Origin of the sequence: Streptomyces subrutilus (genome assembly GCF_001746425.1) — a bacterium.
In the GTDB taxonomy this organism is placed as follows: Bacteria; Actinomycetota; Actinomycetes; order Streptomycetales; family Streptomycetaceae; genus Streptomyces; species Streptomyces subrutilus_A.
This window is the reverse complement of the sequence record NZ_MEHK01000001.1, coordinates 3280773-3299803: the sequence shown is the minus strand read 5'-3', so window position 1 is coordinate 3299803 and position 19031 is coordinate 3280773. Positions and strand designations below refer to the sequence as shown.

At 72.7% G+C, this 19031-nt stretch carries 19 protein-coding genes; 12 read left to right on the top strand and 7 right to left on the bottom strand.

Annotated elements, in window-relative coordinates:
• Positions 1–87: 87 nt before the first annotated feature.
• The 3 genes from BGK67_RS15785 to BGK67_RS15775 are packed head-to-tail and all read left to right on the top strand — an operon-like array spanning position 88 to position 2890.
• Positions 88–750, top strand: a complete 663-nt coding sequence (locus tag BGK67_RS15785; protein WP_069920685.1) for a response regulator transcription factor — start codon at positions 88–90, stop codon at positions 748–750.
• On the top strand, positions 747–1988 hold the full coding sequence (locus BGK67_RS15780; RefSeq protein WP_244291228.1) for a sensor histidine kinase: 1242 nt from the start codon (positions 747–749) through the stop codon (positions 1986–1988). The genes BGK67_RS15785 and BGK67_RS15780 overlap by 4 nt, the downstream gene beginning before the upstream one ends.
• A gap of 26 nt (positions 1989–2014) precedes the next feature.
• Positions 2015–2890 carry a hypothetical protein gene (locus BGK67_RS15775; RefSeq protein ID WP_244291227.1) on the top strand — a complete coding sequence of 292 codons (876 nt, stop codon included), beginning with the start codon at positions 2015–2017 and terminating at the stop codon, positions 2888–2890.
• Between the two features lie 31 nt (positions 2891–2921).
• On the opposite strand, the gene BGK67_RS15770 is transcribed toward BGK67_RS15775, so the two are convergent.
• Entirely contained in the window at positions 2922–3236 is a 315-nt protein-coding gene (locus BGK67_RS15770; protein WP_069923897.1) for a PIN domain-containing protein, read from the bottom strand.
• Between the two features lie 181 nt (positions 3237–3417).
• Between BGK67_RS15770 and BGK67_RS15765 the strand changes: the two genes are divergently transcribed.
• From BGK67_RS15765 to BGK67_RS15745, 5 genes are all read left to right on the top strand, one after another.
• On the top strand, positions 3418–4365 hold the full coding sequence (locus tag BGK67_RS15765; protein WP_208948707.1) for an LLM class F420-dependent oxidoreductase: 948 nt from the start codon (positions 3418–3420) through the stop codon (positions 4363–4365).
• A 44-nt stretch (positions 4366–4409) separates the two neighbouring features.
• On the top strand, positions 4410–5195 hold the full coding sequence (locus BGK67_RS15760; protein ID WP_069920683.1) for an SDR family NAD(P)-dependent oxidoreductase: 786 nt from the start codon (positions 4410–4412) through the stop codon (positions 5193–5195).
• 105 nt (positions 5196–5300) lie between these two features.
• Positions 5301–6422, top strand: coding sequence for an LLM class flavin-dependent oxidoreductase (locus BGK67_RS15755; RefSeq protein WP_069920682.1), 1122 nt, complete (start codon positions 5301–5303; stop codon positions 6420–6422).
• A 345-nt stretch (positions 6423–6767) separates the two neighbouring features.
• On the top strand, positions 6768–8507 hold the full coding sequence (locus tag BGK67_RS15750; RefSeq protein ID WP_069920681.1) for an N-acyl-D-amino-acid deacylase family protein: 1740 nt from the start codon (positions 6768–6770) through the stop codon (positions 8505–8507).
• On the top strand, positions 8504–9985 hold the full coding sequence (locus BGK67_RS15745; RefSeq protein ID WP_244291226.1) for an aldehyde dehydrogenase family protein: 1482 nt from the start codon (positions 8504–8506) through the stop codon (positions 9983–9985). Before BGK67_RS15750 ends, BGK67_RS15745 begins: the two co-directional genes overlap by 4 nt.
• 64 nt (positions 9986–10049) lie before the next feature.
• Here BGK67_RS15745 and BGK67_RS15740 read toward each other — a convergent pair whose 3' ends face one another.
• The gene (locus BGK67_RS15740; protein WP_244291225.1) at positions 10050–11162 is read right to left on the bottom strand and encodes a DNA alkylation repair protein; all 1113 of its coding nucleotides are present in this window, start codon (positions 11160–11162) and stop codon (positions 10050–10052) included.
• A 267-nt stretch (positions 11163–11429) separates the two neighbouring features.
• Between BGK67_RS15740 and BGK67_RS15735 the strand changes: the two genes are divergently transcribed.
• Both BGK67_RS15735 and BGK67_RS15730 read left to right on the top strand, forming a co-directional pair.
• A complete protein-coding gene (locus BGK67_RS15735; protein ID WP_069920680.1) occupies positions 11430–12995 on the top strand; it encodes an APC family permease in 1566 nt (521 codons plus the stop codon).
• Positions 12996–13163: 168 nt separating this feature from the next.
• Positions 13164–13451 carry a hypothetical protein gene (locus BGK67_RS15730; RefSeq protein ID WP_069920679.1) on the top strand — a complete coding sequence of 96 codons (288 nt, stop codon included), beginning with the start codon at positions 13164–13166 and terminating at the stop codon, positions 13449–13451.
• Positions 13452–13458: 7 nt separating this feature from the next.
• On the opposite strand, the gene BGK67_RS15725 is transcribed toward BGK67_RS15730, so the two are convergent.
• Positions 13459–13860 carry a VOC family protein gene (locus BGK67_RS15725; protein WP_069920678.1) on the bottom strand — a complete coding sequence of 134 codons (402 nt, stop codon included), beginning with the start codon at positions 13858–13860 and terminating at the stop codon, positions 13459–13461.
• A gap of 95 nt (positions 13861–13955) precedes the next feature.
• Between BGK67_RS15725 and BGK67_RS15720 the strand changes: the two genes are divergently transcribed.
• Positions 13956–14558, top strand: a complete 603-nt coding sequence (locus tag BGK67_RS15720) for a flavodoxin family protein (RefSeq protein WP_069920677.1) — start codon at positions 13956–13958, stop codon at positions 14556–14558.
• A gap of 1 nt (position 14559) precedes the next feature.
• On the opposite strand, the gene BGK67_RS15715 is transcribed toward BGK67_RS15720, so the two are convergent.
• Complete coding sequence (locus tag BGK67_RS15715) at positions 14560–14808, bottom strand: DUF397 domain-containing protein (RefSeq protein WP_069920676.1); 249 nt, start codon at positions 14806–14808, stop codon at positions 14560–14562.
• Positions 14805–15641 carry a helix-turn-helix domain-containing protein gene (locus BGK67_RS15710; protein ID WP_244291224.1) on the bottom strand — a complete coding sequence of 279 codons (837 nt, stop codon included), beginning with the start codon at positions 15639–15641 and terminating at the stop codon, positions 14805–14807. The genes BGK67_RS15715 and BGK67_RS15710 overlap by 4 nt, the downstream gene beginning before the upstream one ends.
• 127 nt (positions 15642–15768) lie before the next feature.
• Here BGK67_RS15710 and BGK67_RS15705 point away from each other — a divergent pair, with 127 nt between their 5' ends.
• The gene (locus BGK67_RS15705; RefSeq protein ID WP_069920675.1) at positions 15769–16248 is read left to right on the top strand and encodes an ATP-binding protein; all 480 of its coding nucleotides are present in this window, start codon (positions 15769–15771) and stop codon (positions 16246–16248) included.
• A 124-nt stretch (positions 16249–16372) separates the two neighbouring features.
• Here BGK67_RS15705 and BGK67_RS15700 read toward each other — a convergent pair whose 3' ends face one another.
• Positions 16373–17233, bottom strand: coding sequence for a TIGR03619 family F420-dependent LLM class oxidoreductase (locus BGK67_RS15700; protein ID WP_069920674.1), 861 nt, complete (start codon positions 17231–17233; stop codon positions 16373–16375).
• A 128-nt stretch (positions 17234–17361) separates the two neighbouring features.
• Positions 17362–18438: an ADP-ribosylglycohydrolase family protein gene (locus BGK67_RS15695; protein ID WP_069923892.1), complete on the bottom strand. Its 1077-nt coding sequence runs from the start codon at positions 18436–18438 to the stop codon at positions 17362–17364.
• Positions 18439–19031 lie beyond the last annotated feature (593 nt).

Genomic DNA, 19031 nt, shown 5'->3' with positions numbered 1-19031 from the left:
CCCGACCCTGCGGCAAAGGGCCCTTTCGCTTCCCTCTCCCACCGTGCTTACAACGCCGAAATGCCGCTCTCGGGTAGAGAGGACGCCATGCGCGTACTGGTGGTGGAGGACGAGGAATTCCTCCGGGAGATGATCGCCGAGGGGCTGCGCCGCGACGCGCTGGCCGTGGACGAGGCCGGCGACGGCCTCGAGGCCCTGGAGCGCCTGCGGCTGGGCTCCTACGACGTGCTCGTCCTGGACCGCGACCTGCCCGGCCTGCACGGCGACGAGGTCTGCCGCCAGGTGGTGCGCGAGCGGCTGCTGACCCGCGTCCTGATGCTGACCGCGTCCGGGACCGTGCGCGACCGGGTCGAGGGCCTGGGCCTGGGCGCCGACGACTACCTCACCAAGCCCTTCGCCTACGACGAGCTCCTCGCCCGCGTCCTCGCCCTGGGCCGGCGCGCCCGCCCCGCCCTGCCGCCCGTGCTCGAACGCGCCGGAGTCGCCGTCGACACCGCCCGCCGCGGCGCCACCCGCGACGGACGCCGGCTCGCGCTGTCCCGCAAGGAGTTCGCCGTCCTGGAGGCGCTGCTGCGCGCCGAGGGCGCGGTGGTCAGCAACGACGACCTCATCGAGGACGTCTGGGAGGAGGACACCAGCTACTCCACCAACGCCGTCCGCGTCACGCTCAGCAAGCTCCGCGCCAAGCTGGGCGAGCCGCCGCTCATCGAGACCGTGCCGGGCGCGGGCTACCGGATCGCGGCCCGGTGACCGCGTTCGCCCGCGGTGTCCTGCGCACCGAGCGCGGCCGGCTCACCGCCCTGTACGGGTCCCTGCTCCTCCTGGCGGGCGGCGGCCTGGTGGCCCTGGTCTACGTCCTGCTCGGCCAGGGGCTGTACGCGAGCGTCAGCGGGGCCGTGAGCACCGTCAGCCCCGCACTGCGCCTGGGCGAACGGGTGGACGTGGACCCCGGCCGCAGCCCCGTACCCGCCCAGTCCATGGCCCCGGGCGAGGCGCCCACACCGGAGCAGTTGCGCGTGTACGCCCTCACCCAGAACCTGACGGGCGCCGTCACCGAGGCGACCCAGCACCGGCTGCTGATCGTCTCGCTCATCGCCCTCGCCGTCTTCGCCGTGCTGTCGATCTGGCCGGCCTGGTGGATGGCCGGCCGGGTGCTGCGCCCGCTCGCCGTGATCACCGGGACCGCGCGGCGGCTGTCCGGCGAGAACCTGGACGAGCGGATCGCCCTCGACGCCCCGCCCGGCGAGCTCAAGGAGCTCGCCGACACCTTCGACGCGATGCTGGGCCGGATGGAGCACCTGGTCGCCGCCCAGCGGCGGTTCGCGGCGAACGCGGCGCACGAGCTGCGCACCCCGCTCGCCGTGCAGCGGGCGGCGGCCGAGATCGGGCTGGCCGGGGACCCGTCACCGGAGCGGGTCGCCCGGATCCGCGAGCGGCTGATCGGCGTGGCGGACTCCAGCGAGCACCTCATCGAATCGCTGCTGCTGCTCGCGGTGTCGCAGGAGGGGCTGGAGTCCACCGAGCGGGTGGACCTCGCCGCGCTGGCCGCCGCCGAGCTGGCGGACTGCCCGCAGCAGGGCCTGACGGTGGAACGCGCCCTGGCTCCGCTGACCGTGACGGGGGATCGGACCTTGCTGGGACACCTGGTCCGCAACCTGCTGGCCAATGCCGTACGTCACAACCGCGCGGGCGGCCGGTTGACGCTGGCCACCTCCGCCGAGGGGGATCTGACGGTGTCCAACACGGGCCCGGTGATAGACCCGGCCGATGTGCCAAGGCTCTTGGAGCCCTTCCGGCGGCGCGCGGAACGGCAGCACACCGCAGGTGAGGGGGCGGGTCTCGGGCTGTCGATCGCCGCCTCGGTCGCCCGCGCGCACGAGGCGGAACTGACGGCGCGGGCCAACCCGGCGCCGGACGGCGGGCTGACCGTCCGGGTCCGCTTCCCGGTGGCACACTCCCGGCGGCAGGGCAGCGTTCAGCCGCGGTGAAGGGCCGCTGATGTACGGTCGGTTCAATGAGCAAGCACCGCCGAGTCCGCCCCCGCACGCTGCGTCCGTCGCGGACGCCTCGTCAGGGACGCACTCGTACGTCCTCGCCCACGTCCCGGCGCGTGGCCCTCGCCGCCACCGTCGGCCTGCTGACCTTCGCGGCGGGCTGGTTGTACGCCCTCGACGAGAAGGCCGTCGGCACCTCGTCGCAGGCGAGCGCCGACTCCCGCCCCCCGGCCGCGGACCGCGCGGCGCGCGACGCCCGCCGGGACGCCGCCCCCAAGGACGCCCCCGCGGCCGCTCCCCGGGCCCCCCTCCACGGGCTGACCGGCATCAGCGAGCAGACCCTGGCGAAGATCCCGGCCGACTCCCGCCAGCTCGTCCTGGTCATCGGCAAGGCGGGGGACTCCTCGGAGTCCACCGCCGCGTTCTACACGAGGCCCGCGGCCGGCGCCGACTGGGTGCGGGGCGAGAGCTGGCCGGCCCGCAACGGGGCGAAGGGCTGGTCCACGGAGCGCACGTACGGGGACCTGACCTCCCCGCAGGGCGTCTTCGCGCTCACCGACGCGGGCGGCCTGCTGCCGCCGCCGCCCGGCACCCGGCTTCCGTACGACAAGGACCGCGCGTTCGTCGCCACGGGGCGCGGGGTGAACGGGGAGTCGCTGGCGGGCTCCTTCGACTACGTCGTCGCCATCGACTTCAACCGCAGGCCGGGGAACTCGCCCCTCGACCCGGTCAAGCCGGAGGGTGAGCGCAAGGGCGGCAACATCTGGCTCCACGTGGACCACGACGGCCCCTCGCAGGGCTGCGTCGGCATCCCGAAGGACGCGATGAAGAAGGTCCTGCAGGCCCTCGACCCGGCGGCGAAACCGGTCATCGTGATGGGCCCCGAAGGCTTCTGACGGCCGACCCACCGGATCCGGCCGCCGCCGGTCACGGAGTGAGGTCCAGGATCCGGACCGGCTCGCCCTCCCACCGCTTGGGGGACGTGGTGGCGACGACCGCTCCGTCCGGGCGGTCGGCTGTGGGCCGGGCCGCGTATCGGCTCTGGGCAGCGGCCCAGGTTTCCTGGCGGGCGACAGCCAGGGCGGCGGGCAGGTCCAGGTCGAGGATCGTGATGCCGGGCAGGGAGGCGAGGTGCCCCGCCGTACCGGGTCGGGTCCGGTCGGCCTCGACGAGCGCGCACGAGGGGGCGTACACGGCGGCTACGGCGGCGAGTCTGTCTCTGGCTTCCTCGGGGATACGGATATGGGCGTCGGGCCTCGGCGTGCTCCTCTCCACCCCCCAGGGGTACGGGTGCGCACCCGTACCCACAGCTGTCGCGTCATGTGGGAGTCGGGCCGAACCCCTTGCCTGACGACCCGTCAGCTACGACGATGGGCCGGCACCGATATGACGAATCGGCAGACGAAGGCGAGGCGGGTCCGCCATGGCGCGCGTGTTTCCGGAAGGTCGGCTGGTCTACGGGATGCAGCTCCCGGTCCAGTCCCAGAGCACCCTCTACGCCGAGCCCTGGGAGGCGACGGCCACCGCCGCCGATCTCGCCGAGGTGGCGCGGGCCGCCGACCGGGCCGGCTTCGGGTACGTGGCCACCTGCGACCACGTGGCCATCCCGCGGCGGCTCGCCGGCCCCATGAGCACCATCTGGTACGACCCGGTGGCCACCCTGTCCTTCCTCGCCGGCATCACCGAGCACGTGCGCCTGCTCAGCCACGTCGCGATCCTGGGCCTGCGCCACCCGCTGATCAGCGCCAAGCAGTACGCCACCCTCGACCACCTCTCCGGCGGCCGGCTGATCCTCGGCGTCGGCGCCGGGCACGTCCAGGAGGAGTTCGAGGTCCTCGGGGTGGACTTCGCCCGCCGCGGGGCCGTCCTCGACGAGACCCTCGACGCGCTGCGGGCCGCGCTCGGCCCCGAGGAGTACCCGGAGTTCGAGGGCGAGCTGTTCTCCTTCAAGGACCTCGGCCAGCTGCCCCGGCCCGCCCAGGAGCGGATTCCCGTCTGGGTCGGCGGCTCCTCGCCCGCGGCGGTCCGCCGGGCCGCGCTGCGCGGCGACGGCTGGCTCCCGCAGGGCGACCCGCGCGAGAAGCTCCCCGCGCAGATCGCCCGGATCAAGGAGCTGCGGGCCGGGGCCGGGGTCGCCGGCCCCGTCGAGTTCGGCGCGATCACCGAGGCGCTGTACGTCGGCGAGCCCGGCTGGGACACCGGCCGCCGCGCCCTCACCGGCAAGGCGGAGGCGCTCGCCGAGTCCCTGCGGGAGTACAAGGCGCTCGGCGTGGACCAGATCCAGGTCCGCTTCCGCAATCGCGACCGCGCCGAGCTCGTGGACCAGATCACCGCTTTCGGGGCCGAGGTGGCCCCCCTCCTCAACGACTAGCGGCCGGTGGTCCACCACTGGCGACGAGCGACTGGGAGTACGGCATGGGAAAGCTGGACGGGCGCGTCGTCATCATCACGGGCGCCGCACGCGGGCAGGGCGAGCAGGAGGCCCGCCTCTTCGCCGCCGAGGGCGCCAGGGTGCTCCTCGGGGACGTGCTGGACGAGCAGGGTGCCGCCGTGGCCAAGGAGATCGGCGAGGACCGGGCCCGCTACGTACGCCTCGACGTGAGCCGCGAGGAGGACTGGGCGGGGGCGATAGCCGCGGCGAAGGAGGCCTTCGGCCCGGTCGACGGCCTGGTCAACAACGCGGGCATCCTGCGCTTCAACGAGCTGACCGCGACCCCGCTGGAGGAGTTCCAGCAGGTGGTCCAGGTCAACCAGGTGGGCGCCTTCCTCGGCATCAAGTCGGTCGCCCCCGAGATCGAGGCGGCGGGCGGCGGCACGATCGTCAACACCTCCTCGTACACCGGCCTGACGGGCATGGCGTACGTCGGCACGTACGCCGCCACCAAGGCGGCCGTCCTCGGCCTGACCCGGGTGGCCGCGCTGGAGCTGGCGGCCAAGGGGATCCGGGTCAACGCGATGTGCCCGGGGGCCGTGGACACCCCGATGGCCAATCCCGGCCTGCTGGATCCGGCTGGGCTGTCGGACGAGGCGCGCGAGGCGATGGCGGAGCTGTACAGGCGGGTCGTGCCGATGGGGCGGGTCGGGCAGCCGGAGGAGGTCGCGCGGCTGGCCCTGTTCCTGACCAGCACGGACTCCTCGTACATCACCGGCCAGCCGTTCGTGATCGACGGCGGCTGGATGGCGGGTGTGAGCATCCTCTAGACCTATCTGATGGTCCGTCAGGTATTGACGCTCCGGCCCTGGCGGTGGAACAGTCGGGACATCGAATCTGACGCAACGTCAGAAATCAAAGGACGGTGAACTCCCTTGGAATTCGGGCTCTTCGTGCAGGGATACGTGGCCGAGTCACGGTCCAAGGTCGACCCCGAGGCAGAGCACAAGGCGCTGATCGAGGAGACCGAGTACGTCATCCAGGCCGACAAGTCGGGCTTCAAGTACGCCTGGGCCTCCGAGCACCACTTCCTGGAGGAGTACTCGCACCTGTCGGCGAACGAGGTCTTCCTCGGATACCTCGCGCACGCCACCGAGCGGATCCACCTCGGCTCCGGCATCTTCAACCCGCTCGCCCCGGTGAACCACCCGGTCAAGGTGGCCGAGAAGGTCGCCATGCTCGACCACCTCTCCAAGGGACGCTTCGAGTTCGGCACCGGCCGCGGCGCGGGCAGCCACGAGATACTCGGCTTCCTGCCCGGCATCGAGGACATGAACGGCACGAAGGAGATCTGGGAGGAGACCATCGCGGAGTTCCCCAAGATGTTCCTCCAGGAGGAGTACGAGGGGTTCCAGGGCAAACACTGGTCGCTCCCGCCGCGCAAGGTCTTCCCCAAGCCGTACGGCAAGGCGCACCCGGCCATGTGGTACGCCGCCGGCTCCCCCTCCTCGTACGCGATGGCGGCGAAGAAGGGCCTGGGCGTGCTGGGCTTCAGCGTGCAGAAGGTCTCCGACATGGAGTGGGTGCTCGACCAGTACAAGACGGCCATCCAGGAGGCCAAGGCCATCGGGGCCTTCGTCAACGACAACGTCATGGTCACCTCGACGGCGATCTGCGCCGAGACCCACGACAAGGCCGTCGAGATCGCGGTCAACGCCCACATGAACCGCTTCCAGTCGCTGGTCTTCCGCTACCACGACACCTTCCCGCGGCCGGAGGCCATCCCGCAGTGGCCCGAGCTGCTGCCGGAGTACAACGCGGAGATCATCGAGCTGCTGATCGCCGAGGAGCTGCTGATCTGCGGCGACCCGTCGGAGGTCCTGCGGCAGTGCAAGCGGTGGGAGCAGGCCGGCGCGGACCAGCTCTCCTTCGGCCTGCCGACCGGGGTGTCGTACGAGGACACGATGACCACGATCAAGCTCATCGGCGAGCACGTGATCCCGGAGATCGACACGGACCCGGTCCACCGGACGACGCGCTTCCGCCAGGCCGTCTGACCCGGCGGGGGAAGGGGGGCGGCGTCTTCCCGGACCGCCGCCCCGAACCGGCCCCGGTCGGGCGGCCTCCGGCCGGGGCCCAGGCCCCACCCCACGGGTGCGGCGCCGTTGCGGGGGCGCTGCCCCCGAACCCCCGCGCCTCAAACGCCGGCGGGGCTGGATTTGGCTGGTGCCGTCCGCTGCGTGCGGCATGACCGCATGCAGCCAAAGGTCGGCCGCGGCAAATCCAGCCACTCCGGCGTTTGAGGGGTGGGGGTCCCCCCGGACGGAGTCTGGGGGGACGGTCCGGGGCGGAGCCCCGGGAGCGGCGCCGCACCCGAACACCGCACCGGCAGAAGGGACGTCATGCTCGACCATCTGATCAAGGGCGCCACCGTCGTGGACGGCACCGGCGCCCCCGCCCGCGTCGCAGACATCGGCATACGCGACGGCCGCATCGTCGCCGTCACCGACCCCGGCACGGCACAAGAGCCCGCGCGGACCACCGAGGACGCCACCGGCCTCGTCCTGGCCCCCGGCTTCATCGACCCCCACACGCACTACGACGCCCAGCTCTTCTGGGACCCGTACGCCACCCCCTCCATGAACCACGGCGTCACCACCGTCGCGGGCGGCAACTGCGGCTTCACGCTGGCCCCGCTCCACCCGGACCGCCCCGAGGACGCCGACTACACCCGCCGCATGATGAGCAAGGTCGAGGGCATGGCCCTCAAGGCCCTGGAGGAGGGCGTCGACTGGACCTGGTCCACCTTCGGCGAGTACCTCGACGCCCTCGAAGGACGGATCGCCGTCAACGCCGGGTTCATGGTCGGCCACTGCGCCCTGCGCCGCCACGTGATGGGCGAGGACGCCGTCGGCGGGCAGCCCACCCCCGAGCAGATGCGGGAGATGCTCGACCTCTTCCACGACGCCATGAGCGCCGGCGCCTGGGGCCTGTCCACCACCCAGTCCTCCACCCACTCCGACGGCTCCGGCGCCCCCGTCGCCTCCCGGCACGCGAAGCCCGCCGAACTCCTCGCCCTGTCCAAGGCGGTGGCCGAACACGAGGGCACCCAGCTCGAAGCCATCGTCGCGGGCTGCCTCGACCAGTTCTCCGACGCGGAGATCGACCTCTTCGTCGAGATGAGCGCCGCCGCCGGCCGGCCCCTGAACTGGAACGTCCTCACCATCGACGCCTCCGTCCCGGAACGGGTCCCGCGCCAGCTCGTCCCGAGCGAGCGCGCCCGCGAGGCCGGCGGCCGGATCGTCGCCCTGACCATGCCGATCCTCACCCCCATGAACATGTCGCTCGGCACCTTCTGCGCGCTCAACCTCATCCCCGGCTGGGGCGAGATCCTCGGCCTGCCCGTCCCCGAGCGGATCGCGAAGCTGCGCGACCCCGCCGTGCGCGCCGGGATGCTGGAGCGGGCCGACTCCAAGGAGGCCGGGGTCTTCCGGCGCCTCGCCGACTTCGGCCGCTACGTCATCGGCGACACCTACAGCAAGGAGAACGAGGGCCTCTCCGGCCGCGTGGTCGGCGACATCGCGGCCGGGCGCGGCCAGGACGCCTTCCAGTGCCTGGTGGAGATCTGCGCCAACGACGAACTGCGCACGGTGCTGTGGCCGATGCCCACCGACAACGACCCGGCGAGCTGGGCCCTGCGCGCCGAGACCTGGCAGCACGAGGACGTCATGCTGGGCGGCTCCGACGCGGGCGCGCACCTGGACCGCATGTGCGGGGCCCCGTACACGACCCGCTTCCTCGGCGACTGCCTGCGCGGGCGCAGGCTGGTCCCGCTGGAGCAGGCGGTACGGATGCTCACCGACGACCCCGCCCAGCTGTTCGGGCTGCGCGAACGCGGCCGGATCGCCGAGGGCTACCACGCCGACCTGGTGCTCTTCGACCCGCAGCGCATCGACGCCCGCCCGGCGACCCTGGTCCACGACCTGCCCGGGAACAGCCCGCGGCTGGACGCGCGGGCCGTCGGGATCGTCTCGGTGCGGGTCAACGGCGTGGAGACCATCCGCGACGACGAAGTGACGGGCGCGATCCCGGGCATCGTGCTCCGGTCGGGCAGGGACACGAGGACGGTGAGCACGAGGTGACCGGAGCGCGCGGGCAGGTGGACGGCAAGCTCTTCATCGGCGGCGAGTGGGTGGAGCCGCAGGGCGGCCACTACGAGGTGGTCGACCCGGGCGACGAGTCGGTGGTCGGGCTCGCGCCCGAGGCGTCACCGGCGCAGGTCCGGCAGGCGGCGCGCGCCGCGGCCGAGGCCTTCGGCGCGTGGTCCCGTACGCGGCCGCAGGAGCGGGCGGCGATCCTGGACCGGGCCGCCGACATCATCCAGCGCGAGTACGAGCCGTGGACCGCGCTCGCCCGGGCCGAGACCGGCGCACCGACGGGCATCGCCCGCGGCATGCAGGTCGGGGTGGGCGCGGCCCGGTTCCGGCGATACGCGCGCGGCGCCCTCGAACCCGTGGAGAAGGGCCTGCCGCCGCAGGTGACGGAGGCCGGCCCGATGGGGAAGGCGGGCGTGCTGGGAGCGCTGGAGGTGCGCCAGCCGGTCGGCGTGGTCACCTGCATCACCTCGTACAACAACCCGTGGGCGAACCCGGCGGGCAAGGTCGCCCCGGCGCTGGCCATGGGCAACACCGTGGTGGTCAAACCGGCCCCGCAGGACCCGTTGTCGGTGTTCAAGATGGCGCAGGCGCTCGCGGAGGCGGGCGTGCCGGCCGGTGTGGTGAACGTGGTCAACGGCCGGTCGGTGGCGGTCGGCGAGGCGGCCGTGGACTCCCCGGACGTGGACATGGTGTCCTTCACCGGCTCCACGGCGGTCGGCCAGCGCATCGCCGAGGTGTGCGGCCGGTCCATGAAACGGCAGCTGATGGAGCTGGGCGGAAAGGGCGCGGCGATCGTCTTCGAGGACGCCGACCTGGACGCCGCGATGATGGGCATCGGCACCACCTTCTCCTTCTACTCCGGCCAGATCTGCACCGCCCCGACCCGGGTGATCGTGCACCGGTCCGTCCACGACGCGCTGGTGGAGAAGCTGACCGGCTACCTGGCCTTCATGAAGGTCGGCGAACCGGCGGCGCAGGGCACGGTGGTCGGCCCGGTCATCTCGGCGGCCCACCGCGACCGGGTGGAGTCCTACGTGGAGCTGGGCCGCAAGGAGGGCGCCCGGATCGCGGTGGGCGGCGACCGTCCGGCGGTCCGCGCGGACGGCAAGGGCTTCTACGTGGCCCCGACCCTGTTGGTGGACTGCACCAACGACATGCGGGTGGTCCGCGAGGAGATCTTCGGCCCGGTCGTCGTGGTCGTCCCCTTCGACACGGAGGAGGAGGCCGTGGCCCTGGCCAACGACTCCGACTTCGGGCTGATCAGCTACGTCTGGTCCGGGGACCCGGCCCGCGCCTTCCGGGTGGCCCGGCGGCTGCGCTCCGGCGGGGTGGGCGTGAACACCATCGGGCGGAACATGGAGGCGCCGTTCGGCGGGTTCAAGCGGTCGGGGGTGGGGCGGGACGTCGGCTCGTACGCGCTCCACGCCTACAGCGAGATCCAGTCGATCGTCTGGACCGCGTAGCGGGGCAGGGAGTGGGGGCGGGGCCCCGGCACGGTCCTGGGGGGAGCGTGCCTGCCAGACCGGTTCAGGACGCGTCCAACGAGAATCCGGCCTCGCCCCGCACCCGGCCGTTGACCTGCAGCTGCACCAGGTGCTCGCCGGAGTGGTAGCGGCGGGTGGTGATCGGCTTGAAGGAGTGGCGCTTGGTGCCGGTGAGGGTTTCACCGGGGGCCAGGGCGCGGGTGGTGAGCTTGAAGACCTTCGGGGTGCGGCTGCCGTTCGCCTTCGCGTGGTGGACGACGTAGTCCACCACCAGCTCGGCCGGGCCGGAGCCGGTGTTCGTGACGGCGTAGTCGAAGACGAGGTGGTCGCCGACGGCGATCCGGGGCGTCCGGACCAGCGGCCCCGCCACCGTGACCGGGACGTCGGGGGAGTGGCCGAGCAGGGTCAGCGCCTCGGGCCGGCCGGCCTTGATCAGGGTGCGCAGGCCGTGCCGCACGACGCGATCCGTCGTGGACGCCTCCCCGCCTTCGCCCAGCCAGCGGGCGGCGGTCTCCACCGCCAGCCCGGGGTGGTCGCGGCTGATGTCGTTGAGGTGGTTGGAGACCGACCGCCGGACGTACGGGGACTCGTCGCCGTACAGGGCGTCGAGCACCGGCAGCGACGGGCGCGGGTCGGCGACGAACGCGGGCAGCTGCGGGGCCCACGGCAGCCGCGGCCGGGTGCCCTCGCAGGCGAGGCGGCGTACGTGCGGGTCGGGGTCGGCGGTCCAGCCCCGTACGACGGCCAGGGCGCGGGCCGGGTCGGCGCGCAGGAAGGGCCGTACGGCGGATTCGGCGGTCAGCCGCGGGGTGAGGTCGTGCAGCAGCGCGAGGCCGGGCTCGAACACCTCCAAGCCGCGCACGGCGACGGCCTCGTTGACGGGGAAGGTCATCCAGCCTTCGAAGCCGGGGTCGGCGAGCGCGGTGCGGACGACGGCCTCGAAGGCGGGCCAGTCGCCGGGGAGGTCGGCGAGGACGGCGTCGCGGACGGCGGCGACGCGCGCGCTGTAGCTCAGGCCGTCGAGCGCCCCGGCGCGGGCGCGCAGGGCGGGCGAGGTCCGGCGGCCGGCGGCGTCGGCCAGCCGGCGGGCCAGGTCGCTGACGGTTTGCGCGCTGAGGAGTTCGTCGGCCGTGGGCACGGGGTCAGTCTCGCCCATGCGCGCTCCGGCCGAAGCGGGTTACCGGTGGTCACCACAAAGTCACGAGGGAAACTTTGGAAACGCCCAAAACGGACATGGCTGCGGTTTCCGTATGGCGAAAGAGTCGGCCGGATGCCTGCTGAACCACGGATGGATCGATCGGTGAACCTTGTATTACGTACTCGTGAACGGCGCAGATCTCAGGAATCAAAGGGAATCCGGGGGGTTTGGCTCCGGACTTCCGTCCTCCGTATGTGGAATGCGCAGCATCTAACGTCCTGACCCATGACTCAGCTGGACGTTCGGCCTCAGGCCGGAGACACGGTAAGCGGCGTCGCCGAGGGCGATGTTCGCGGCAAGGGCCTCGGCAAGGGGTCCGTCGGACTGGTGGGAAGCGCCGTCATCGGCATCTCGACCGTCGCCCCCGTTTACTGCCTGACATCGACCCTCGGCTCCACCGCCGGCGAGGTCGGAGTGCAGATGCCGGCGATCTTCCTCGCCGGGTTCCTCCCGATGCTCCTGGTCGCCTTCGCCTACCGCGAGCTCAACAAGGCCATGCCGGACTGCGGCACCTCCTTCACCTGGACCGTCAAGGCCTTCGGCCCGCGGATCGGCTGGATGTGCGGCTGGGGCCTGGTGATCGCCACGATCATCGTGCTCTCCAACCTGGCCGGCGTCGCCACCTCCTACTTCTGGCTGCTGGCCGGCGAGATCACGGGCAATCCGTCGATCGCCGCCCTGGACGAGAACAAGCTCGTCCACATCGCCACCTGCCTCACCCTGATCGCCGTCGCGACCGCCATCAGCTACCGCGGCATGACGGCCACCAAGGGCGTCCAGTACGCGCTGGTCGGCCTCCAGCTCGTCGTCCTCGCCGTCTTCGTCGCGATGGCCTTCCAGAAGGCCTCCGCCGGCACCTTCGACACCGGCCTGGACTTCTCCTGGTCCTGGATGAACCCCTTCGCGGTCGAGTCCATGGCGGCCTTCACCGCCGGACTCTCGCTCTCGATCTTCATGTACTGGGGCTGGGACGCCTGCCTGGCCACCAACGAGGAGACCACCGGCTCCACGAAGACCCCGGGCCGGGCCTCCCTCATCGCCATGGTCGTCCTCGTCGGCTCCTACCTGGCCGCCGGCGTCGCCGCCCAGATGGCCGTCGGCGCCGGCGGCGAGGGCCTCGGCCTCGCCAACGAGGAGACCTCCGGCAACGTCTTCGCCGCCCTCGCCGGCCCGGTGATGGGCCCGGCGCTCGGCATCCTGCTCTTCGTCGCGGTCCTGGCCTCGGCCGCCGCCTCCCTGCAGACCACCTTCATCCCGGTCGCCCGCACGGTCCTCGCCATGTCGACCTACGAGGCCCTGCCGCCCGCCTACGCCAAGGTCCACGAGCGGTTCAAGACCCCCGGCCGCGCCACGGTCGTGGCAGGCGTCGCCACCGGCGCGTTCTACACCGTCATGACGCTGGTCAGCGAGAACGTCCTGACCGACACGATCTTCGCGCTCGGCCTGATGATCTGCTTCTACTACTCGCTGACGGCCTTCGCCTGCGTCTGGTACTTCCGCGCCGAGCTGCGCCGCTCCGCCCGCGACCTGTTCTTCAAGGGCGTCTTCCCGGTCCTGGGCGGCCTGCTGCTGGCCGCGGTGTTCTTCAAGACCCTGTACGACGCCTACGACCCGGCCTACGGATCCGGCTCCACCCTCCCCGGTGTGGGCGTCGGCAACGTCTTCGTCATCGGGGTCGGCCTGCTGGCCCTCGGCCTGGTGATCATGTTCATCACCGAACGCCGCAGCCCCGCCTTCTTCCGCGGCGAGGTCCTGACGAAGTCCACCCCCTCCCTGGTGGTCGAGGACTGACCCCACCCCACGCCACCTGCCGAGTCAGCGCCGCGGCCCCGGATCGATCCCCCCGATCCGGGGCCGCGGTGCGTGGCGGCACGGACGGGCGGCCACGGAGCCATCCGATGCGCGAAACGGCGGGGAGTGGGCGGTGACCCGGGCGGTGGCGGGGTCGTTGGGCAGGGCATGAACGCCATGAAGCGCACCCTCTCCGCCCTGGTCCTCTCCGGCGGGGCCGCCCTCGCACTCACCCCCGTCGCCGCCCATGCCGACGAGCCGGCCGAGGCGCCGCCGGTCGCCGGGCGCGTCCTCGAGATCGTCGACCACCCCGGCCAGACCGTCCAGGACACCAAGACCGCCCTGGGCGTGACCGCCGCGGCGGCCGGCTCCGCGACCAAGGCCACCGACTCCTCCCTGTCGGGCGCGGGCAACGCCCTGTCCGGCGGCCTCCCCAGCGCCCCGAAGGTCCGCTGACCCCGCCTCAGCCCCAGGTGCGGGAGCAGAGCACGAGGCGGTAGCCGTCGGGGTCGGCGACGGTGACCCCCCACTCGTCCCAATACGGATTGTGGGCGGGAACCCGCGTCCCGCCGTGCGCGACGAGGCGCTCGACGAGGGCCTCGTCGGGGGCCTCGCCCAGGTAGACGACGAAGAGGTCGTCGACGGTCGGGGAGGGCGCGACCGGATTCCCGGCGTCATGCGTCAGCTCGAAGTGCCAGCCGCCCCCGGCGGGCCCGACCATCAGCAGATCGTGCTCCCCGGGCACGCCCTCCCCGATGCTGCGCCACTGGACCTCGAGCCCGAGTCCCTCGACGTAGAACCGCTCGGCGGCGCTCAGGTCGAGGGACGGGCGGGCGACGCGGATGTGGGTGCGTGAATCGATCATGCAGGGAAGCGTAGGACGGGCAAGGACGGGCCGGAATAGGGCCCAGGGCAGGGGAGTTGCACGCGAGGTAAGCGCCGACCGAGACCGGAGCAGACATGACGACCGACTCAGCCACCCCGACGGACCGCTCGTTCCTCTTCGTCCTCGGCAGTTCCCGGCCCGACGGCAACACCGAAATCCTGGCCCGCGCCGCCGCCGGGCAACTGCCCGCCGGCACCCCGCAGCGCTGGGTGGATCTGACGAAGGTGCCGCTGCCCGACTTCCAGGACGGCCGGCACGAGAGCGGCTCCTGGCCGGTCGGGGAGACCGAGGAGGAGCTGCGGCGGGCCACGCTGGAGGCCACCGACATCGTGATCGCCTCACCCCTGTACTGGTACTCCCTCTCCGCGCACACCAAGCGCTACCTCGACTACTGGGCGGGCTGGCTACGGGTGCCCGGCCTGGACTTCAAGCAGCGGATGGCGGGCCGGACCCTGTGGGGGGTCACCGTCCTGGCCCACGAAGAGGAGGTCGTCGCCGACGGGCTGGTGACCAGCCTCAACCACTCGGCCGCGTACATGGGGATGCGCTTCGGCGGGGTACTCCTCGGCAACGGCTCCCGGCCCGGCCAGGTGCGGGACGACGAGCGGGCGATGGTCCGCGCCAAGACCTTCTTCGAGCGCGAGACCCCGCTCGCCCGGTTCCCCTACGAGGCGTAGCTCAGCGGCCGGCCGTGACCCCGCCCAGGAAGACGCCCCAGGCGCCGGGGGTGACGGCCAGCTCGGGACCGGCCGTCACCTTGGAGTCCCGGACGTGGACGGCTTCCGTACAGGCGGCGACCTCGACGCAGTCGTCGCCCTGGCTGCCGCTGTACGTGGACTTGTGCCAGGAGAGGGCGACCTCGACGCAGTTGTCGCCCTGGCTGCTGCTGTAGCTGCTCTTGAACCACCGCAACTCGGAGCTGTTCACAGGGATCCTCGCATTCGCATCAACAGGCCCATGCTGTCAGCAGGATTGAGAGCCTGGATGCGAAGTTTGGCATATTGCTGATGGAGACTGCTGACGGCTTTCGGGCCAGAGATGACCTGGCCCGTCTGCGGACCTTCGGTGTAGCCCAGCCACTCGTGCTCCCGGGACTCTAGGAGGCAGAAGGGGCCGTCGGTGCCCGCGTGCTCCGGGCTGATTATCGGCATGATCTGGAGGTCCACATTGGGCAGCTTCCCCACCTCCAGCAGGTGGTCGATCAGCGCGCGCGTCACCTCCGGTCCGCCCGTCTGCCGCTCGATCACCGCCTGTTCGATGATGAAGCTGAAGGCGACGTACGGGGTCTTGCGGAGCACCGCCTGGCGCGCCAGCCGGAAGGTGACGCGCGCCTCCGCCTCCTCCGGCGTCGCCAGCGGCGGCACGTCCCGGATCTGGGCCCGCGCGTAGGCCTCCGTCTGTAACAGCCCCGGTATCGACCGGCACTCGTACGTGTTGAGGGCGATCGCGTCCTCCTCCAGCTCCGCCCACCGGCGGAACCACCTCGCCAACCCCCGCCGCCGCGACAGCTTCTTCGCCGCGATGCGGATGACGCCGAACCCGTCCAGCACCTCCTCCGCCTTGTCCACGAACTTCGTGGACGGGTGGCGGCGGCCCTGCTCGACCGACGCCACGTACTGGACGGAGTACCCGACCAGCGGCCGGAGCTGCTCCTGGGTCAGGCCGGCCCGTTTGCGGAACGCCTTGATCGTCTCGCCGAAGTTCCGCAGGTCGTCGTCCGGCTCCACCTCGGCGTCGCCGCTCTCGTCGACACTCGTCACAGCGGTCACCTCCCCGCAGACAGGCTCACGCACGGTGACTGTCACTGTCCAGAGAGTGGACTACTACAGTTGAAAAGTAGTAGTCGCTCTGCTGGGAACTTCCCTGGTTAGGCGGGAGGTTCAGTCCATGACCGCACCCTCCGGCCACGCCCGGGCCCTCGTACGCACGTTCACTCAGCGTTTCAGCTGCACCCCGCGCGGGGCCCGCCTCGCCCGCCAGCTCGCCCTCGTGGAGCTGCATGATTGGGGCGTCCCCGAATCCACCGCCCTCTCCGCTGACGCCGGGCTCATCGTGGCCGAGCTCGCCGCCAACGCCGTGACCCACGGCCGGGTTCCCGGGCGGGACTTCGAGCTGCGCTTGACGCTGTTGGAGGGGGTGCTCCGCATCGAGGTGTCGGACGCCCGCCGGGACCGGCGGCCCGCCGTACAGCCGCACGCGTACCAGGCCGAAACGGGCTACGGGCTCCGCATCGTCGATGCCGTCGCCGCCGACTGGGGGGTCTTGGACCGCCTGGTCGGCAAGACGGTGTGGGCGGAACTGCGTAGGGCAGGCCTCAGCGGTCGCGGTACACCTCTCGCCGGTGCCCCGCTGACAGCACCCAGATGATGAGTCGGTTGTCCTCGACGGTGTAGACCACGAGGTAGTCGCCGACGCGCAGGCGCCAGCGCGATGCGTGCCCCTGGACCGGCGGGCCGTGCTTGCAGGTGTCGCTTCAGTGGGTCCCCTTGTTTCAGAGGTACTGGGCGAACTCGTCCAGGGCGCGCAGGACCTCCGGTTCCGGGGCCGAGGGGAGCTGGAGGACGACCTCCTCGATGCCGAGGTCGGCGTAGTGGCCCATCTTGCCGGGGGTGGGCCGGACGGCGTACGGGACCACCTGGAGGGACTTCGGGTCGCGGCCGGCGGTCTCCCAGAACCGGCGCAGCACCGGCAGGGACTCGGTGAGGCCGCCGCCGCCGATCGGCAGCCAGCCGTCGGCGTGGTCGGCGATGGCCGTGAACAGCTTCGGGCCGGCCTGGCCGCCGACCAGCGTGCGGGGGCCGTACAGGGGGACGCCGGGGCCGAGCTCGCGCGGCGCCTGGACCGGCTTCGGGTGGGCGGAGCTGGCCTGGACGGAGGAGAACTCGCCGACGTACGCGGTCGGTTCCGGGGCCCACAGGGCGCGCATCAGGGCCATCCGGTCGCGGACCAGCTCGCGGCGGGTGCCCCATTCGACGCCGTGGTCGGCGGCCTCCTCGACGTTCCAGCCGTAGCCGATGCCGAGGGTGAAGCGGCCGCCGGAGAGGTGGTCGAGGGTGGCGATCTGCTTGGCGAGGTCGATCGGGTCGTGCTGCGCCACGAGCGTGATGCCGGTGCCGAGGTGGAGCCGCTCGGTCACGGCGGCGGCCTGGCCGAGCGCCACGAACGGGTCGAGGGTGCGTCCGTACATCTCGGGGAGCTCGCCGCCCATGGGGGCGGCGCTCTCGCGGCTCACCGGGATGTGGGTGTGCTCCGGGAGGTAGAGGCCGGCGAAGCCCCGCTCCTCCAGGCTGCGCGCGAGGCGGACGGGCGAGACGGTGCGGTCGGTGAGGAAGATGGTCGTGGCGATCCGCATGGCTTCTGGCGCCTCCGAGACGTGGGAACCGCAACGGTACGGGCTGGGGGCCCCATTGTTGAGGGGGCGTCAGCCGGTGTCCGGCGGTGTCCGCCGGTCCTGGCCGGTCCTGGCCGGTGTTCGCCGGATCAGCCGCGCGGGTAGCGGGCCAGCCAGCCCGGGGAGGCGCCCGCGGGGCCGTGGAGGGCGGGGCCCTGGGTCATCTCCAGGGCGAAGTCGTCGGCGAGCTCCAGCACGATGGCGCGGCCGTCGAGCTCGGCGAGCCATGCGGCCGGGAGGGCGGTCTCGCCGTGCAGGGCGCCGAAGAGTGCCCCGCACAGGGCTCCGGCGGCGGCCGAGTCCCCGCCGTGGTTCACGGCGAGGCGCAGGCCGTGCGGGACGTCTTCGGCGACCAGCGCGCAGTAGACGGCCACGGCGAGGGCGGCTTCGGCGTCGCCGGCGGCGAGGGTTTCCACGGTCGCGGGGTCGGGCGCGCCCTGGGTGACGGCCGCCAGGGCGCGCTGGAGGGCGTCGGTGACGGGCTGGTGCCCGGGGCGGCTGCCGAGCTGGCCGAGGGCGCGCTGGACGGCGGAGTCCGGGGACTCGCCGCGGGTCAGGCCGTGCACGACGAGGGCGAAGGCGCCGGCGGAGAGGTACGCGGCGGGGTGGCCGTGGCTCTGCGCGGCGCATTCGACGGCGAGCTGGAGGACCAGGGCCGGCTCCCAGCCGACGAGCAGGCCGAAGGGCGCCGAGCGGGTGGCGGCGGCCGCGTTGCGGGCGGTGGGGTTCTTCGGCTGGGCGGGGGTGCCGAGGATGTCGTCGGCGAAGCCGGTCAGGCAGGCGCGGTCGGGGCCGCGGCGGGCGTAGAGCCACTCCTGCCGCGCGAGCCAGCCGTTGTCCTCGCGGCGCTCGTCGGGGCCCCAGTCGTGCTGGGTGGCGGCCCAGCGGAGGTAGGCGCGGTGGATGTCGGTGGGCGGGTGCCAGGTGCCGGTGTCCCGGCGTACGTGGGCCCGTATGAGGCCGTCCACGGTGAACGGGGTGAGCTGGGTGGCGGCGGTGAGGGGGGTGGCGGGGGGTGTGGTCAGGCCGTGCGGGCCGTGCACTGCGCGGATGGCGTCGAGGGTGCGCGCGCCGACGGACGCGCCGAAGGCGTCGCCGATGGCGGAGCCGAGGAGGGTCCCGCGGACCCGGCTCCGAAAGTCCTGCTGCTCGAACCGCCCCCACAACCCCGTGGCGGGCGAAGCGCCCCGACGCCCGGCGGCCGGGCCCCGCCCGTGGGCGACGCCGTGTCCGTGCGCGGCCTGCCCCGGCCCCACGGCATCCGGCCCGCCGGGTCCCGCCGCCACGCCGTGCCCGCCGGCCGGCTCCCCCGCCTCGGCCGTGCCCGGACCGCCGACGAGGCCCGGCGTCCCGCGCCCGTCCATCGCCGGGTCCGCGCCGGGGGCGTGCGCGACGCCCCGGCCGTCCGTCGCCGGCGCTGGGGCGGTACGGCCCGGGCCCGGGCCGTGCGCCGGCTCCGCCGGGTTGTTGTACGCCTGCTCCGCCGGGCCGTGGGCGGGCGTCAGGCCGTGGCCCGCGGTCGGGTGCCCCGCCCCCGGGCCAATGGCCGCCGTGCCCGCGCCCGTTGTCGCGTCCATCGCCCTCACCGTCCCCCTGGCCCTGCCCGCGGCCGCCGCCGCGGCGGCACTGGCGCGCACTGTAGTGGACAGCTTCGGTCGAATCCGGAAGCGGCCCGTCAAAGCGGCCCGTTAGCAGGGGGAGAAAGGCCGGAAAGCGAACACTTTCGGCCGCCGCCCCGGCTGATGGCACGTTTTGCCGT

What these genes read in the sequence shown, in the direction of transcription:
- BGK67_RS15785 (WP_069920685.1), top strand. Translation starts at nt 88, where the DNA reads ATGCGCGTACTGGTGGTGGAGGACGAGGAATTCCTCCGGGAGATGATC.
- BGK67_RS15775 (WP_244291227.1), top strand. Translation starts at nt 2,015, where the DNA reads ATGAGCAAGCACCGCCGAGTCCGCCCCCGCACGCTGCGTCCGTCGCGG.
- BGK67_RS15765 (WP_208948707.1), top strand. Translation starts at nt 3,418, where the DNA reads ATGGCGCGCGTGTTTCCGGAAGGTCGGCTGGTCTACGGGATGCAGCTC.
- BGK67_RS15760 (WP_069920683.1), top strand. Translation starts at nt 4,410, where the DNA reads ATGGGAAAGCTGGACGGGCGCGTCGTCATCATCACGGGCGCCGCACGC.
- BGK67_RS15750 (WP_069920681.1), top strand. Translation starts at nt 6,768, where the DNA reads ATGCTCGACCATCTGATCAAGGGCGCCACCGTCGTGGACGGCACCGGC.
- BGK67_RS15740 (WP_244291225.1), bottom strand. Translation starts at nt 11,162, where the DNA reads ATGGGCGAGACTGACCCCGTGCCCACGGCCGACGAACTCCTCAGCGCG.
- BGK67_RS15735 (WP_069920680.1), top strand. Translation starts at nt 11,430, where the DNA reads ATGACTCAGCTGGACGTTCGGCCTCAGGCCGGAGACACGGTAAGCGGC.
- BGK67_RS15730 (WP_069920679.1), top strand. Translation starts at nt 13,164, where the DNA reads ATGAACGCCATGAAGCGCACCCTCTCCGCCCTGGTCCTCTCCGGCGGG.
- BGK67_RS15725 (WP_069920678.1), bottom strand. Translation starts at nt 13,860, where the DNA reads ATGATCGATTCACGCACCCACATCCGCGTCGCCCGCCCGTCCCTCGAC.
- BGK67_RS15720 (WP_069920677.1), top strand. Translation starts at nt 13,956, where the DNA reads ATGACGACCGACTCAGCCACCCCGACGGACCGCTCGTTCCTCTTCGTC.
- BGK67_RS15705 (WP_069920675.1), top strand. Translation starts at nt 15,769, where the DNA reads ATGACCGCACCCTCCGGCCACGCCCGGGCCCTCGTACGCACGTTCACT.
- BGK67_RS15700 (WP_069920674.1), bottom strand. Translation starts at nt 17,233, where the DNA reads ATGCGGATCGCCACGACCATCTTCCTCACCGACCGCACCGTCTCGCCC.